The organism is Duganella sp. GW822-FHT06D06 (genome assembly GCF_058799615.1).
The window spans coordinates 146,108-162,895 of record NZ_JBXALQ010000016.1; the positions used below are offsets into that span (position 1 = coordinate 146,108).

Genomic DNA, 16,788 nt, shown 5'->3' on the forward strand with positions numbered 1-16,788 from the left:
TGGTGGCTAGCGTTTCGTCAGCAGCATGTAGAGTCGTCCGGCAACTGCTGCTGCCTTGCCTAGTTGCTCGACTGGAATCTTCGCGGACTCCGGCTCTGGCTGGTCGCAGTTGCAGTTCTCAGGCCGCAAAACCTCCAGTTTCTCCTTGGAACCGGCAATCTTTGCATATTCAAGCTCCTGCTGGGCATTTATTGTATCCGGCGGAAACTTGATTTCGACTACCTGCTTAATATTGTCCTGGGTAGGCGGCTTCATAGGGTCGTTGACGATGACCACATCAGGCCGGCGTATCAATCCCTTACCAGGCCGGAACTCTGGGCGCTCAACACTTTGAGCGTCGGCTATGTCCCAGCGCTTCTTGATCCAACCTGGGAGCCAGTCGTGTCCCTTGGTTTCTACATCAGGACTCATGATCGGCATCGGGGGCTTTTTCGTCATATCGTAATTCACTTCTGATTTGTATGCACTACGGTGATCGAGCGCCCGGTCCAGCGCCTTGAGCCGGGCTGATACGCATGACTGCTTGAGCGAGCGGCCATCCTTGCCGATGCCTGGCGTATCCTTGCATTTGCATATGGCCGAGCACAGTACCTTTTTATCATGAGGGTCGAGGCGCGGCGGAGCAATCTTGACCGGCGTGGTGGTGCCGGCGGTGGACATGCCGCCAGTCGCCAACGGCGCGGATGGGCGAGTTGGATCGGTCATTTCTGTCCTTGCTCAGTCAAGTCAAACGCCAACATCTCATTGACGTCGCGCTCCACCCAATCCGTGTAGCCTTGGTGGCGATGAGGCCCGCCCCGAGGCATGCCCATGAAAACTCCCAAGGTCAGTTTTGCTCAGGGGAAAGGACGTATCGGATAAAGGCGCAGGATAGAAATTTACCTGTCGTAGGATAGCCCACAGTTGCGGGAGATCAAGAGTCGGGGTGGGGGCCGTTGAGAGGCAATCGTGTAGCGCAGAATGCAAAAAAGGGTTACAGCGACAAGCGCGTAACCCTTTGATTTTCCTACGTATTCTGTGGGGTGGCTGATGGGGCTCGAACCCACGACAACAGGAATCACAATCCTGGACTCTACCAACTGAGCTACAGCCACCACTGACTTACTTCACTTTGTCTACTGTTTCGTAGACAGGTGCCGAATTATACAAGCCAGTTTTAAAACGTGCAAATCTAAATGCAAGGTTTTCTGAATAAATGCTATTTTGTTCAAATAGCAAGCCTCCGCAGTGAGTGTTAACATAGCCTTAATCGCCAGTGGCAACAATGGCGCACGGGAGGAACGATGCGGATTTTGCTGGTGGAGGACGATAAACTGATTGCACTGGGCATCCTGGCCGGCTTGCGCGCGCATGGCATGGCGGTCGACCATGTGAGCACCGTGGCCCAGGCCGAGGCGGTGCTGGCCACCTTGCAGTGCGATGTGGTGATCCTCGACCTCGGCCTGCCCGACGGCGATGGTGTCACCTTGCTGCGCCAGCTGCGCGCACGCGGCATGGCGCAGCCGGTGCTGATCCTCAGTGCCCGCGACGCCATCGGCGACCGGGTCGGCGGCCTGCGCGCCGGCGCCGACGATTACCTGCTCAAGCCCTTCGACCTCGACGAACTGGTGGCGCGCCTGCAGGCGCTGGCGCGGCGCTGCGCCGGCCGCAGCGTCGATTTGATCGAATATGGCTGCGTCAGCGTCAACCCGGCCAGCGGCGAGGTGCTGCTGCGCGGTACGCCGGTGGCGCTGTCGCGCCGCGAGCTGGCCTTGCTGACGGCGCTGCTGAACGCCCAGGGCCGCATCCTCAGCGCCGACCAGCTCAAGGATAGCCTGTACGAATTCCATGAAGACATCGAGAGCAATGCGCTCAACGTCCACATCCACCACCTGCGGCGCAAACTGGACAGCGGCCTGATCGAGACCGTGCGCGGCCTTGGCTACCGCGTCGGCGCGGCCACGCCGTGAGCCTGCGACTGCGGCTGCTGCTGCTGATCGGCGTGTCGCTGAGCTTGCTGTGGGGCGGCATGGCCTGGTGGATGCAGCACAACCTGGAGCGGCAGCTGCGCATCTCGCTGGACCAGCGGCTGGAGATGGCGGCCGGGATGGTGTCCGGCCTGGTGGCCGAGAATCCGGCCCTGTGGCAGGCCGCCGCCGCGCGCGGCGCGTCATTGGGCACGCTGGCCATCGCCGCGCCGCTGGGCGAAAACGGCCTGGTGTGCGAGATCAGCTCCGTGCGCGGCCAGGTCGTGGGCGCCACGCCGGGCGCGCCGGCCGCCAGCCTGCCGACCTCGGGACGCGGCTTTTCCGAACGCGTGATCGGCGGCCGCCCGTGGCGCACCTTCAGCGTCGCCGCGCACGGCCTGGTCATCACCACCGCCGACCTGGTGGCCGAGCGCCAGAACTTGATGCGCACCGTGATGCTGGCGGCGGCGCTGCCGTTCGCGGTGGCGCTGGTCGGCGGCCTGCTGGTGCTGTGGCTGGGTGCGGGCCGCGCCTTGCTGCCATTGGAGCGCTTGCGCCAGCTGCTGGCGCAGCGCGCGCCGGACGCGCTGGACCCGGTGCCGGAGGCCGCCACGCCGCGCGACCTGCAACCCCTCGTGGCGACGCTGAACGACATGCTGCGCCGTATCGCCGCCACCTTCAGCCGCGAGCGCCGCTTCACCAGCGACGCCGCGCATGAACTGCGCACGCCGCTGACCGCCATCAAGCTGCATCTGCAAGTGCTGCGCCTGAGCCGCAGCGAGGATGCCGCCGAGGCGCTCGATCACGCGCAGGAAGGCGTGGCGCGCATGCAGCACACCATGGAGCAGTTGTTGACGCTGGCCCGCGTCGAAGGCCCGTGCAGCTGGGAGGACGAAGAAGCCGCCGACGCCGCCCAAGTGGCGCAACTGGCGATGCGCGATGCGGCCGCGCCGGACGCGCAGCGCATTGTGCTGGACGACCAGGGCGGCGGCCTGCGGCTGGCGATGCCGCAGGCGCTGGCCGTGACCGCGCTGCGCAACCTGCTCGACAACGCGCTGCGGCACGGGCCGCCGAACGGCTGCGTGCAGCTGGCGCTGGAGGCCTGCGGCGAGCAGCCCTGCTTCATCGTGCGCGACGCCGGCCCCGGCATGACGGAGCAGGAACTGGCGCGCGCCACCGAACGCTTCTGGCGCCGGGGCGAGGGCGGCAGCGGCCTGGGATTGTCGATCGTGCAGGCCATCGCCACACGCGTGGGCGGCGCGCTGGCGCTGCGCCGCCATCCGGACGGCGGCCTGGAAGCGCGCCTGTCGCTGCCGCGCCAAAGTTAAATGACATTGTTAATGCGGCGTTAATCCTGCCGCGCCAAGCTGGCTGCTCCTGAACAAAAAAACGGAGACAGCAGCATGCGGATCACCCTGAACGTCAACGCCAGCGCACACCACGTGGAATTGGACGAGGACACGCCGCTGTTGTGGGCCTTGCGCGATACGCTGGCCCTGACGGGCACCAAGTTCGGCTGCGGCGCAGGCCTGTGCGGCGCCTGCACGGTGCACGTCGACGGCCAGCCGGTGCGTAGCTGCCTGCTGCCGGCCAGCGCGGTGGGCGCCGGCCGCATCACCACCATCGAAGCGTTGGCCAGCAATGGCGGGCAGCGTTTGCAGCAGGCCTGGATCGCGGAGCAGGTGCCGCAGTGCGGCTACTGCCAGTCCGGCATGCTGATGGCCGCCGCCGCGCTGCTGAAATCCACGCCCAAGCCGAGCGACGCCCAGATCGATGAAGCGATGACCAACCTGTGTCGTTGCGGTACCTACAACCGGGTGCGGCGCGCGATCAAACGCGCGGCCGGCATGCCGCTGGGAGAAACAGCATGAGCGCCGTGCCGCGTCCGCAGCGGCGCGACTTCCTCAAAGCCCTGGGCACCAGCGCGCTGATGATTGCGGTTCCGTCGCTGGCCGGCTCCGGCGCGGCGACAGCGTTGGCGGGCTGGCTGCGCATCGAGCCCGATGGCGCCGTGACCATCCTGTCGAACACCAGCGAAATCGGCCAGGGCAGCGGTACCGGCATCGCCCAGATCGTCGCCAACGAACTGGATCTGGACTGGCGCCTGGTGCGCATCGAAATGGCGCCGGTCGACGAGCGGCACTTCAATGCCGGCTGGGGCGAGTACGCGACCTACGGCAGCGGCGGGATCTCGCGCCAGTTCGAGGCGCTGCGCCGCGCCGGCGCGCAGGCGCGCGCGATGCTGGTCGACGCGGCGGCCAGGCTGTGGCAGGTGCCCGCCGCCGACTGCGACACCGACGCCGGCTACGTACTGCATCGCGCCAGCGGCAGGCGCCTGGCCTACGCGACCCTGTGCATCGCCGCGGCCCAGCTGCCGGTGCCGGAGACAGTCACGCTGATGCCGCGCGAACGCTGGCGCTTTATCGGCAAGGCGATGGCGCGGCTCGACATCCCGTCCAAGGTGGACGGCAGCGCGCAATACGGCATCGACGTGCGCCAACCCGGCATGCTGATCGCCACCATCCTGCAATGCCCGAACTTTGGCGGCCGCCTGTCCCGCGTGGATCCGGCGCCGGCATTGGCCATGCCAGGCGTGCGGCACGTGGTGCCGCTGGACGACGCGGTGGCGGTGGTGGCCGACAGCTACTGGCGCGCCAGGAAGGCGCTGGCGGTGCTGCAGCCGGTGTGGGACCTGAAGCAGGCGCCGCAACGCGATTCGATCGAGTACGATGCCGCGCTGCTGGCCGCCGCCACGGCCGGCGGCGGCGTGTTTGTCAGCCGCAAGGCCGGCAAGACCAGGGAGCAAATCGTCGCCGCCTACGAACACGCCGCCAAGGGCGCTGCGCGCAGCGTCGGCCAGGTTTATACCTTTCCCTTCCTGTCGCACGCCACGATGGAACCGATGAACGGCACCGCGCGGGTGGACGCCAAATCGGCCGAGCTGTGGCTGCCGACCCAATCGCAATCGGGCACGCGCGATTCCGTGGCCAAGGCGCTGGGACTGGCGCCGGAGGCGGTGACCATCCACACCACCTTGTCCGGCGGCGGTTTCGGCCGCCGCATCGAGTGCGATTTCGCCTTGCAGGCCGCCGCCATCGCCAAGGCCACCGGCGCCACGGTCAAGTTGATCTGGAGCCGCGAGGAAGACATGCGCCACGATTTCTATCGTCCCGCCGCCGCCGTGCATTTGCAGGCGGAACTGGACGCGCAAGGCATGCCGCTTGCCATGCGTTTTGACAGCGCGGCCGAATCCTTGCTGGATCATTCCAGCCTGTACGGACGGCCCAAGGAGAAGTTGACGGTGGACACCAGCGTCCTGACGCCGGTGCCTGCCTGCTATAACGTTGGCGCCACCATGCTGCGCGCCAGCACCATCGATGCCGGCGTGCCGGTCGGCTACTGGCGCGCGGTGGCGGCGTCGCAGAACATCTACGCCTATGAATCGTTCGTGGACGAACTGGCGGCGGCCGCCAAGGTGGACCCGCTGGCCTACCGGCGCCGCATGATGAAGCCCGAGGCGCGCGAGCGGCGCGTGATGGAGGCGGTGGCGAAGCATGCGGGATGGGACAGTCCGGCGCCTGGCCGCCATCGCGGCTTCGCCATCGATACCGCCAATGGCAGCGTGGTCGCGCATGTGGTGGAGCTGTCGGTCGATGGCGGCAAGGTCAAGCTGCACCGCATCGTGACGGCGGTCGATTGCGGCGTCGTGGTCAATCCCGGCAGCGTGCGGGCGCAGATTGAAGGCGGGATTGCGTTCGCGCTGTCGGCGGCGTTTTATGGCGAGATCACGCTGAGCAAGGGGGCGGTCGAACAGTCCAACTTCAACGACTATCGCCTGATCACGCTGGCCGACATGCCGCCGGTGCAGGTGATCCTGCTCGACAGCCAGGAAGCGCCGGGCGGCGTCGGGGAAGAGGCGGTGGGCCCGCTGGCGCCGGCGGTGGCCAACGCGCTGTTTGCGGCCGTCGGCAAGCGCGTGCGTACGCTGCCCTTGTCCAGGGCGGGATTAAGTTTGTGAGGCGTATCAGGGAGCGATAGCGTGCACCGCCGGCTGCAATCCCAGCAGCGAGGAAAACGCCGCTTCCAGTGCCGCTGCGTGGCCGGTGGTATAGCCGGTGACATGGGATGACGTATCGTTGGCGCCGGCGTCGGACGCGGCGCGCCGCAAGCCGGCGGCGTCCAGCAGGCGCACCAACTGGCGGGCCACGGCGTCGCCGGTATCGATCAGCGTGACGTCGGGGTGGCCGTGATCGTCCAGCACCCGTTCTATGCCCGCCTTGACGAAGGGGTAGTGGGTGCAGCCCAGCACCAGCGTATCGGCGCCCTGGTCCAGCAGCGGCGCCACGTATTGTTCCAGCAGCGCGGCGATGGCGGGGGTGTGCAAGTCGCCCAGTTCAATCTGGTCGACCAGGCCGACGCATGGTTGCAGCAGGAACTCCGCCTGGGTGGCGGCGCTGATTTGCTCGCGCAATAGCAGGAACTTTTCGCCCTTGAGCGTGCGCGCCGTCGCCAGCACGCCGACCTTGCCGCTGCGCGTGGCGGCGGCGGCCGGCTTCAGGCCGGGTTCGACGCCGACCACCGGCAGATCGGGATAGCGTGCCCGCACCGCCTTGATGGCGGCCACGGTCGCGGTGTTGCAGGCCACCACCAGCGCCTTGATGCCGCGTTCCAGCAGGAAGGCGGCCACCAGCAGCGCGCGGTCGACCACGTATTGTTCGGTTTTTTCGCCGTAGGGCGCATGGCCGGAATCGGCGAAGTAGATCAAGTCTTCAGCCGGCAGCTGCGCCCGGATGTGGCGCAGCACCGACAGCCCGCCCACGCCGGAGTCGTAGACACCGATGGGAGCACCGGGAGAGCGGGCGGCGTGCATCAGGCGGTAACGATCGGAACGTTCAGCGCTTCGATCTTGGCTTTCCATTCCTTCGGACCGGTTTCGTGCACCGACGTACCGGCGGCGTCGACCGCCACGGTCACTGGCATGTCCACCACGTCGAACTCATAGATCGCTTCCATGCCCATGTCGGCAAAGCCCAGCACCTTGGCGCCCTTGATCGCCTTCGACACCAGGTAGGCCGAGCCGCCGACCGCCATCAGGTAGGCCGACTTGTGCTTCTTGATCGATTCGATCGCCACCGGGCCGCGCTCGGCCTTGCCGATCATCGCGATCAGGCCGGTTTGTTCCAGCATCATGTCGGTGAACTTGTCCATGCGGGTGGCGGTGGTCGGGCCGGCCGGGCCGACCACTTCGTCGCGCACCGGATCGACCGGGCCGACGTAGTAGATCACGCGGTTCTTGAAGTCCACCGGCAGTTGCTCGCCCTTGGCCAGCATGTCCTGGATGCGCTTGTGCGCGGCGTCGCGGCCGGTCAGCATTTTGCCGTTCAGCAGCAGGGTCTGGCCCGGCGTCCACGAAGCGACTTCTTCCTTGGTCAGCGTGTTCAGGTCGACGCGCTTGGATTTTTCGGTGTCCGGCGCCCAGCTGACGTCAGGCCAGGTCGACAGCGGAGGCGGCGTCATGTAGGCGGGGCCGGAGCCGTCCAGCACGAAGTGGCCGTGGCGGGTGGCGGCGCAGTTCGGGATCATCGCGACCGGCTTCGATGCGGCGTGGGTCGGGTAGGTCAGGATCTTCACGTCCAGCACGGTGGTCAGGCCGCCCAGGCCCTGGGCGCCGATGCCCAGCGCGTTGATGCGATCGCACAGTTCGATGCGCAGTTCTTCCAGCTTGTTCTGCGGGCCGCGCTGTTTGAGCTCGTACATGTCGATGTCTTCCATCAGCACTTCCTTCGCCATCAGCATCGCCTTCTCGGCGGTGCCGCCGATGCCGATGCCCAGCATGCCAGGCGGGCACCAGCCGGCGCCCATGGTCGGCACGGTCTTGAGCACCCAGTCGATCAGCGAATCGGAAGGATTCATCATGACCATCTTGGATTTGTTTTCCGAGCCGCCGCCCTTGGCAGCGACCTTGACGTCGACGGTGTTGCCTTCGACCAGTTCCATGTGGACCACGGCCGGCGTGTTGTCCTTGGTGTTCTTGCGGTCGAAGTGCGGGTCGGCCACGATCGACGCGCGCAGCTTGTTGTCGTCGAAGTTGTAGGCGCGGCGCACGCCTTCGTTGACGGCGTCGGTGACAGTGCCGGAGAAGCCCTCGAAGCGCACGCCCATGCCGATCTTCAGGAAGACGTTGACGATGCCGGTATCCTGGCAGATCGGACGCTTGCCTTCCGCGCACATGCGCGAATTGGTCAGGATCTGCGCGATCGCATCCTTCGCGGCCGGGCTTTGCTCAGCGTCATAGGCGCGCGCCAGATGCTGGATATAGTCGGCAGGATGGTAGTAGCTGATGTACTGGAGCGCGGCGGCAACGGATTCAATCAGGTCTTCTTGCTTTATGATGGTCATGATGTTCTCGCGTGAGTGAGTGGACTGCTTAGTGGGAATCTTGGTGGGTCAGCGTGGTGATGCGGTCGGTGTACGAGATCGCCAGCGCCGACAGCAGGAAAACGACGTGGATCACGGTTTGCGCGATCAGCGTTTTCGGGTCGTAGACGGCTGCATTGATAAACGTTTTCAGCAAATGGATGGACGAGATGCCGATGATGGCCATCGCCAGCTTGGTCTTCAGCACGGAAGCGTTCACGTGCGACAGCCATTCCGGCTGGTCGGGGTGGCTGTCCAGGTTCATGCGCGAGATAAAGGTTTCATAGCCGCCGATGATGACCATCACCAGCAGGTTGGAGATCATGACCACGTCGATCAAGCCGAGCACCACCAGCATGATGGTGGTTTCGGTCAGCTTGGCCGGTGCATCGTGGGCTGCGGCGGCCGCGGCCACCGCTTCCGGCGTCGGGGCGTGCACGGCCACGGCGGCGAGGATGTGCTGCAAGGAGGCATCGTTGCCCATGATGGCGCCGATCAAGTCCTTCAGTTCTACCCAGAAATGGAACACATAAACGCACTGTGCCAGGATCAAGCCCAGGTACAGCGGCAACTGAAGCCAGCGCGTCATGAAGATAAAGGCGGGTAGCGGTCGCAGCTTCGGTGGTGGCTTGGTCATTACGGCGGGACTCCTTGAATTGGTGCATGCTAACGGGATAGCCGACATTTTACACGTGCTGCCCAGCAATCGCAGCGACGTGTGATGACTACGTATGGTTGATGAAATATTGGTAAAATTACATAGGGCATTACATCCTCCGCCGGGGATAATCAATCTGTAAGGGCTCAGTAAGCGATGAAGTTTATGTTTATGACAAACGACTACAAACTCTGGAGACAAGTATGAGCAGCACTACCACCCAACAAGGTCCACAGGAATCCCGCATCTTCACGCCCCCGGCGGCGTTTGTCGCGCAGGCCACCGTGGCCGGCATGGAAGCCTACAACGCGCTGTGCGCGGAGGCGGAGGCCGACTACGAAGGCTTCTGGGCACGCCTGGCGAAGGAAAACCTGGTCTGGCAAAAGCCGTTCACCAAAGTCCTGAACGAAGCCGACGCGCCGTTCTACAAATGGTTTGAAGACGGCCACCTGAACGTGTCGTACAACTGCCTGGACCGCAACCTGCAAAACGGCAACGCCGACAAGACCGCCATCATTTTCGAAGCGGACGACGGCAAGTCGGTCAACGTCAGCTACAAGGAATTGCACGAGAAAGTCTGCAAATTCGCCAACGGCCTGAAATCGCGCGGCATCAAGAAGGGCGACCGCGTGATCATCTACATGTCGATGTCGGTGGAAGGCGTGGCCGCGATGCAAGCTTGCGCACGCATCGGCGCCACGCACTCGGTGGTGTTTGGCGGCTTCTCCGCCAAATCGCTGCAAGAGCGCATCATCGACGCCGGCGCCGTGGCCGTGATCACCGCCGACGAGCAAATGCGCGGCGGCAAGAGCCTGCCATTGAAAGCCATCGTCGACGAAGCGCTGGCGCTGGGCGGCTGCGACACCATCAAGGACGTGATCGTCTACAAACGCACTGGCGGCAACATCAACTTCCAGGCCGGTCGCGATCTGTGGCTGCACGAGCTGGTGGCCAGCCAGCCGGCCGAATGCGAGCCGGAGTGGGTGGATGCCGAGCATCCGCTGTTCATCCTGTACACGTCCGGTTCGACCGGCACGCCCAAGGGTGTGCAGCATTCGAGCGGCGGCTACCTGCTGTGGGCCGCGCTGACGATGAAGTGGTCGTTCGACATCAAGCCGACCGATGTGTACTGGTGCACGGCCGATATCGGCTGGGTGACGGGCCACAGCTACATCGCCTACGGTCCGACGGCGGTGGGCGCGACGCAAGTGGTATTCGAAGGCGTGCCGACTTTCCCGAACGCCGGCCGCTTCTGGGACACCATCGCCAAGCACAAGGTCAGCATCTTCTACACCGCGCCGACGGCGATTCGTTCGTTGATCAAGGCGTCGGATGTGGATCCGAAAGTGCATCCGAAAAACTACGACCTGTCGTCGCTGCGTTTGCTGGGCACGGTGGGCGAGCCGATCAATCCGGAAGCGTGGATGTGGTACTACACGCAGGTGGGCGGCGAGAAGTGCCCGATCGTCGACACCTTCTGGCAGACCGAGACCGGCGGCCACATGATCACCCCGCTGCCGGGCGCGACGCCGATGGTGCCGGGTTCGTGCACCTTGCCGCTGCCGGGCATCATGGCGGCCATCGTGGACGAGGCTGGAGCGGATGTGGCGAACGGGCAGGGCGGTATCCTGGTCGTCAAGCGTCCTTGGCCTTCGATGATCCGTACCATCTGGAACAATCCTGAACGGTTCAAGTCGAGCTATTTCCCGGAGGAGTTGGGCGGCAAGATGTACCTGGCTGGCGATGGGGCGATCCGGAACAAGGATACGGGTTACTTCACCATCACCGGGCGTATCGATGATGTGCTGAACGTGTCGGGTCACCGCATGGGCACGATGGAGATTGAATCGGCGCTGGTGGCCAATCCGCTGGTGGCCGAGGCTGCGGTGGTGGGCAAGCCGGATGATACGACGGGCGAGTCGATCTGCGCGTTTGTGGTGCTGAAGCAGGCGCGTCCTACTGGGGATGAGGCCAAGAAGCTGGCGTTGGAGCTGCGCAATTGGGTGGCCAAGGAGATTGGGCCGATCGCCAAGCCGAAGGAGATTCGTTTTGGGGATAATCTGCCGAAGACGCGTTCGGGCAAGATCATGCGGCGCTTGTTGCGGGTGTTGGCCAAGGGCGAGGTGATTACGCAGGATGTGTCCACGCTGGAGAATCCGGCGATTCTGGAGCAGTTGAAGGAAGCTTCCTGAGGGTGGGGAAATAAACTTTGTACTCTCGGGAATGTTTGCTATAATTCGCGGCTTCTCCGGAAGGGGAAGATATGCAGGAGAGGTGGATGAGTGGTTGAAGTCGCACGCCTGGAAAGCGTGTATAGGTTCATAGCCTATCGGGGGTTCGAATCCCCCTCTCTCCGCCAAGGATATAGCTCAGGAAGTACACAGACGTCTAAACCGTCGCAAAAAAACCGCTTAAGATCTTGAATCTAAGCGGTTTTTTTGTTTCTGGGCGCTTCAGGACGTCTCCCGACGTCCACCTTAGGAAAGCGCATGTTTTAGGGCATAGCTCTGCAGGACGCGACTTGTCTACCCCAAAAACTTAAAAAACGGACTATATTGATCTTTACAGCACGCTGTATAGGAGGTCGCCATGCCCAAGATCATTAGTCCTCTGACTGACTTACTTGTCCGCAACGCCAAGCCGCGCGAGAAGCCTTACAAGATGTTCGACGGTGACGGGATGTACCTGGACGTCGCGCCCACCGGCTCCCGCATCTGGCGATTCAAGTTCCGCCAGACCAACGGCAAGGAAAACACGCTGACGTTTGGCCCTTATCCGGAAATCACCTTGCACGATGCGCGAGAAAAGCGCCTGGCGGCCCGCCGCCTGCTGCTGCAAGGGATAGACCCTGCCAAGCACCGCGATGACGCCAAGCGCCTGGAAAAGGAAAAGGCGTCCAACACGTTCGAGAAGATTGCTCGCGAGTGGCACGGCAATAAAGTGCCAACGTGGAGTGAGCGAACGGCCAAGAACACCATTCAGCGCTTGCAAGCGGACATCTTCCCGGCCATCGGCCGTATGCCTATCAATGAGATCAAGCATCGCGACCTGATTGCCGTGCTGCGCAAGATCGAAGATCGCGGCGCGAACGAAGTGGCGCACCGCATGAAAGCCGTGTGTTCGCAAATTTTCAGCTACGCGATCCAGTGCGGCTTTACCGACCGGAATCTTGTGGTCGATATGAAGGACGTGCTGAAAACTGCACGCACAGGCCATTTTGCCGCCATTGATGCCGATGAACTGCCTCAGTTCCTCGCCATCCTGGAGCGGAACGAGGCCCGTATGTTTGCGCCGACGCGGATCGCGCTCCGTTTGATGCTACTGATCTTCGTGCGTACCAGCGAGTTGATCGAGACGCCATGGAGCGAAATTGACCTGGAGCGCGGCGAATGGATCATTCCTTGGCAGCGCATGAAGCGTGGCAAGCTGACCGTCAATCCTGACATGACCAACCACCACGTTTGCCTGTCCCGGCAGGCGTTGGCGCTGTTGCGTGAGCTGCATGCCATCACGGGACGCAGCAAGCACCTGTTCCCGAACCAGCGCGATCCCAAAAAGCCGATCAGTAACAACACGATACTGGTGGCGCTCGGGCGCATGGGGTACAAGGGGAAGATGACTGGCCATGGGTTCCGGGCGTTAGCGATGAGCACAATCAAGGAGCGCCTGGGATACCGGCATGAGGTCGTGGACCGGCAACTGGCGCATGCGCCGAAGGACAAGGTCGCAAGCGCTTACGACCGCGCCCAGTTCCTCGCTGAGCGACGCAAGATGATGCAGGACTGGGCTGATTACATCGATGCGGTCAGCGGAAAGGGGGCGCCGCCGAAACGACCAAGGTTAAAGTTGGTCCAAAGCGAATTCACACGAGATGACGGAGCGGGAGACCAGCATGCCTAAGCGCATTGTGCCCCTCACCGAAACGCTCATAGCGCAAGCCGCGCCGAAAGAGAAGCCGTATAAGCTATTCGATGGTGGCGGTCTGTTCCTCGAGGTGCGATCCAACGGAAGCAAGATCTGGCGTATGAAGTATCGCGAAAGTGACGGCCGAGAAAATACGCTCACTTTCGGCTGGTATCCTGAAGTCGCCATCGACAAAGCGCGCGAACACAGGCTTACTGCGCACCAGATGCTGGAGCGGATGCAGGACCCTCGCGCGGAATTCAATCGGGAAAAAATGCATCAACCATCAAAGCCAATTCCACTGGACGAAATTTTTGACGAGCCTGAGTGGGGACATGTGCAGTCAAGCATTCTGGGCGCGACCCGATACGCTATTCGCCATCTCGAAACGACCTTATTCCCTTCACTGGCTCGCATCCCCATCGATGAAGCCCAACACAGCATCCAACGAGCCGCCATCCGAAAGATCGAGCAATCCGGGTTGCAGAAGATATCTCGGGAACTGGAAAGCGTAGCGACAGCACTTGCCGTTAGCTATTTGCGGAGTGGAATGAGCATGGAAGAATTGGTCACTGCTATGAGCGATATGAGGTGCAGGGCGCGTCGTGCTAACGATAAGGTGCGCTTGATCTGACGCCAACTGAATCGCTCCATTCAGCGGCCATAAACGTCCTTTCTTGAGAAGTAACTCATAACGGGTATCATAAGCGACACTTGCTGCAGCATGAAACATGCATCCTGCGTTATTTCGTTCTTTAGAGTGACGGAAATGACTTTAAAAACCAAATAGAGAGGACAACCAATTGACAGAAACCGGCGGGCCAACTACCCAGGCAGGCATCAGGTATCAAGACCGAGTAGTCGCACTTTATCTCGGGCGAATGATTGATGCGCGCCAGCGCCACGGCCGTGATCGTCCAATTGAGGTGCGAATCGAGTCACCCGACAAAGTAGACGACTTCGTCGTTCACTTTGATGATGGATCCCGCCAGTTTTTCCAGGTGAAGATGGCCTTGCAACGGACGGGAGATACCTGGGTCTCTCTTTGGGCGTCGATGCACAGCCAGCCGCTATCCCCAGACGACTCACTGTCGCTAGTTCTGGGCGAGCCGTCTGCTACAGCTACCGACCTGAGAGCATTAGGCGACCGTACTGATGGCGCTGATGCTAAAGAATGGTTTGCGAGGCTGACCAGTACACAGCAACACCTTGCGACATCCATTGCGCGTGCGATAAATGCTGGAGAGACGGAAGTATTTCAGCTTTTCAAACGGATTGAAATCACGGTTATGCCTGCGGCAGAAATCGACCGAGACTACGTTCCCATTTGGATACCAGAATCTTCTGTGACCGCAGCTCGGCTATATGAGGCACTGACCTTGATTGCATGGGAGGGCGCAGAGACGCGCAGTCGCTTTCACAGCGCAGGACTTCGAGATCGGCTAAATAACCAATTCGAAATTACCATTACAACGCCGTCGAGCTGGGGATTGGCATCGTATCTTTCTGCCGTAGGTTCGTTAGCGACCATCGAAGTGCCTGGGACAGATTTCCGACCAGCGCAAGGTACAGAGTTCCTCTGGCCACGCGGGCTACGATTCGACCGGAATAAGCGTGTCGACTTTGACGACGATCTGCCTCGGTGGCGCGATTTCATGGATAGTGAGGAAATCGATCTTCGGAACTTCCCAAGCAATGGGTTAAATGCAATGGTGGTAATCGCTGGACCCGGCTTTGGCAAGTCAACCTTAGTGAACGCAATCGCTCGTAAAATCTCCGCAGGTGGTCTTATACCTGCAATCATACAGGTCACCAGCTTTTCTGATTCAGGGCTTACGATTGGTGACTATCTCGAACAGAATGTGAATCGCGAATTCGGTGTCCAGATAGATTGGAAAGCGGCTGCAGCGACGGGAGCATTGGTTCTATTCGTTGATGGTCTTGATGAGGTTTCGAGCGAGAAGCGCACGGTCGTCATAGAGCGGCTAAAAGTATATTGTGCGGCACACCCAGGAATCCGATGGATGCTAACCGTGCGCGATGCCGCCGCCTTGCCTCCGTTTCACGGAGCAACGATGGTCGAGCTTTCTCCGTTGCGCGATGCCGAAATTCGACAGTATGTCGCATTTTATCGGCCAGGAGAGCCAACGCTGGTTGACACTATATTGAGGAGAATCGCTTCCCGGACCGATCTTGCACATTTAGTTCGTATCCCAATTTTCTTTGCCCTCATGCTGGTAATGCGACTCGAGTCCGAAAATTTGCGACGCAGCGACCTGCTGGAGTCGTACATCGAGACGCTTTTCAGGCCATTCGAATTCAAGCGCACGGAAAGCGACTCACTTGACGTCGAAACCCTAAGAAGAATTGTTGAACGGGCGGCGTTCAAGGCACTAGAAACAGACTCTGTTGGCGTATCGAAGCAGTTGTTTTCAATTTGTTCCAAGGATGTGGGACCTTCTATTTCGCCCGATGTCGCAAGAGAAGCCCTGATCCGGCGAGGTATACTGCGGCGCACAAGCCTAGTACGGCTATCATTTCCGTTCCCGATCGTTCAAGAGTATCTCGCCTCGAGAGAACTGATCGAGCTGCCAGGCGACCAACTAGCCCAACGACTCAAAATGATGTTTAAGCGGCCTTGGGCACAAGCACTTCAGTTCGCTCTCGAGCGGCATCCTGATTCCACGCCAATTGTTGCCCAGATACTTGCTCAGGACGACGATGCGTTCTATACAGGACTCCGGCTTACTGGGCGGTGTTTAGCCAATGGCATGCTTGTGACTCCTGCGCAATGGGAGGAAATTGGCCAACGTCTTGCAACCATTTGGGGAACTAACTCCTGGCAAACTAACAGGCTGGTCGACGGAATTATTGTGGATGTCTTTTCGAGGCCACTTCATAGCGCGATCCGCGCAAAACTCAGTAACCGCTCCCTGCTCCACAATGGAGCAGGCACTATAGTGGCGTTGAACCGGGACAGTACGCTTTCCATTTCGGTCCTTCGAGAACTCGTCGCTGGCAACATCAATGGACTGTTGAATATATCGGATCTTCAAGACGAGGTTGATCGCATCGGAACCGAAGTGTTTGTTCTGTATATCGAACGATATAAGTCCGGGTCAGGAGACGGAGAAGAGGCAGATGCGATCAGCTGCCTGATACGCCATATGAAATTCGGATGCATTGACGGCGATACTGCTTTTAGCGTCGCGGTGGACGATGCAATGCCATTGCAAATAAGACTCGCCGCCTGGAGCAAGTCAGGGCGTAATCTCGATAGCATGATAGAACGCCTTATTATCGAAGGCCTAACTGCAGAGGATTATCACCGTAAGTCAACCGCAGCTGGTGCCTTAGCATGCTCAACGGTTGACGCCAGCACAATAGTGCGTTTATTGAGTGATAAGGATTTGTCGGCCGCCGACGCACAGAAGGGACTCGAATATTTGATTTTCGACTGGTGCAAATCGAACAATCGTGATCGCATTCAAGACCTACTCGCCCTGGACCAGCTCACCGGACCACTTCGCAACATCGCGCTTCTCTATTCTATGAGTGTTGGAGACATAGGTGCGTTTGAGGAGCTACTTAGCCATTTCGACGTTCTCGAGACTGAATTTGTGTGTGCGACATTGACATTGCTCGGGCACTTTCCGGAGCGACGCCCGGTCGACAGAGTTGTCGCAGCAATTACAAACCGTCCCTGGACTGCGAAGGACAGGGTGGCCATTACTAGTGCGCTAGCGATCGGACTAACTCACCGTATATCGAGATTTAGTTTGACCACCGGGGGTGTACTGGATTCTGTGTAAACGGGTTTTCGTTTAAGTCTGCGGCACCCGGTCTTCAAACTGGATGGCGAAC

The 16,788-nt window shown here is 60.9% G+C and carries 12 protein-coding genes and 2 tRNA genes; 9 read left to right on the plus strand and 5 right to left on the minus strand.

The window, feature by feature from the left end; genetic code table 11:
- Positions 1 to 6 precede the first annotated feature (6 nt).
- Together AC1RMD_RS24595 and AC1RMD_RS24600 are read right to left on the minus strand one after the other, a co-directional pair.
- Positions 7 to 705 (minus strand): VRR-NUC domain-containing protein, encoded by a 699-nt coding sequence (locus tag AC1RMD_RS24595; protein ID WP_492930313.1) that lies wholly within the window; start codon positions 703 to 705, stop codon positions 7 to 9.
- A gap of 313 nt (positions 706 to 1,018) precedes the next feature.
- A tRNA-His gene (locus AC1RMD_RS24600) sits at positions 1,019 to 1,094 on the minus strand.
- A gap of 189 nt (positions 1,095 to 1,283) precedes the next feature.
- Here AC1RMD_RS24600 and AC1RMD_RS24605 point away from each other — a divergent pair.
- The 4 genes from AC1RMD_RS24605 (at position 1,284) to AC1RMD_RS24620 (ending at position 5,964) form a co-directional block, all read left to right on the plus strand.
- Positions 1,284 to 1,949 carry a response regulator gene (locus AC1RMD_RS24605; protein WP_492930315.1) on the plus strand — a complete coding sequence of 222 codons (666 nt, stop codon included), beginning with the start codon at positions 1,284 to 1,286 and terminating at the stop codon, positions 1,947 to 1,949.
- Positions 1,946 to 3,274, plus strand: a complete 1,329-nt coding sequence (locus AC1RMD_RS24610) for an ATP-binding protein (protein ID WP_492930317.1) — start codon at positions 1,946 to 1,948, stop codon at positions 3,272 to 3,274. Before AC1RMD_RS24605 ends, AC1RMD_RS24610 begins: the two co-directional genes overlap by 4 nt.
- 81 nt (positions 3,275 to 3,355) lie before the next feature.
- Positions 3,356 to 3,817 (plus strand): (2Fe-2S)-binding protein, encoded by a 462-nt coding sequence (locus AC1RMD_RS24615; RefSeq protein ID WP_492930341.1) that lies wholly within the window; start codon positions 3,356 to 3,358, stop codon positions 3,815 to 3,817.
- Entirely contained in the window at positions 3,814 to 5,964 is a 2,151-nt protein-coding gene (locus AC1RMD_RS24620) for a xanthine dehydrogenase family protein molybdopterin-binding subunit (protein WP_492930319.1), read from the plus strand. Before AC1RMD_RS24615 ends, AC1RMD_RS24620 begins: the two co-directional genes overlap by 4 nt.
- Before the next feature lie 6 nt (positions 5,965 to 5,970).
- Here AC1RMD_RS24620 and murI read toward each other — a convergent pair whose 3' ends face one another.
- Genes murI through AC1RMD_RS24635 form a run of 3 tightly spaced genes read right to left on the minus strand, consistent with a single transcriptional unit; the run spans position 5,971 to position 9,000 of the window.
- Positions 5,971 to 6,816, minus strand: coding sequence for a glutamate racemase (murI, locus tag AC1RMD_RS24625; RefSeq protein WP_492930321.1), 846 nt, complete (start codon positions 6,814 to 6,816; stop codon positions 5,971 to 5,973).
- A complete protein-coding gene (locus AC1RMD_RS24630; protein ID WP_492930323.1) occupies positions 6,816 to 8,345 on the minus strand; it encodes a fumarate hydratase in 1,530 nt (509 codons plus the stop codon). Before AC1RMD_RS24630 ends, murI begins: the two co-directional genes overlap by 1 nt.
- A gap of 28 nt (positions 8,346 to 8,373) precedes the next feature.
- Positions 8,374 to 9,000: a YqhA family protein gene (locus tag AC1RMD_RS24635; protein ID WP_492930325.1), complete on the minus strand. Its 627-nt coding sequence runs from the start codon at positions 8,998 to 9,000 to the stop codon at positions 8,374 to 8,376.
- Between the two features lie 224 nt (positions 9,001 to 9,224).
- On the opposite strand from AC1RMD_RS24635, the gene acs reads away from it, so the two are divergent.
- From acs to AC1RMD_RS24660, 5 genes are all read left to right on the plus strand, one after another.
- Complete coding sequence (acs, locus tag AC1RMD_RS24640) at positions 9,225 to 11,213, plus strand: acetate--CoA ligase (RefSeq protein WP_492930327.1); 1,989 nt, start codon at positions 9,225 to 9,227, stop codon at positions 11,211 to 11,213.
- A gap of 76 nt (positions 11,214 to 11,289) precedes the next feature.
- Positions 11,290 to 11,380, plus strand: a tRNA-Ser gene (locus tag AC1RMD_RS24645).
- A 230-nt stretch (positions 11,381 to 11,610) separates the two neighbouring features.
- A complete protein-coding gene (locus tag AC1RMD_RS24650) occupies positions 11,611 to 12,921 on the plus strand; it encodes a tyrosine-type recombinase/integrase (RefSeq protein ID WP_492930329.1) in 1,311 nt (436 codons plus the stop codon).
- Positions 12,914 to 13,558, plus strand: coding sequence for a DUF4102 domain-containing protein (locus AC1RMD_RS24655; RefSeq protein WP_492930331.1), 645 nt, complete (start codon positions 12,914 to 12,916; stop codon positions 13,556 to 13,558). The genes AC1RMD_RS24650 and AC1RMD_RS24655 overlap by 8 nt, the downstream gene beginning before the upstream one ends.
- A 169-nt stretch (positions 13,559 to 13,727) precedes the next feature.
- The gene (locus AC1RMD_RS24660) at positions 13,728 to 16,736 is read left to right on the plus strand and encodes an NACHT domain-containing protein (protein ID WP_492930333.1); all 3,009 of its coding nucleotides are present in this window, start codon (positions 13,728 to 13,730) and stop codon (positions 16,734 to 16,736) included.
- Positions 16,737 to 16,788: the final 52 nt, after the last annotated feature.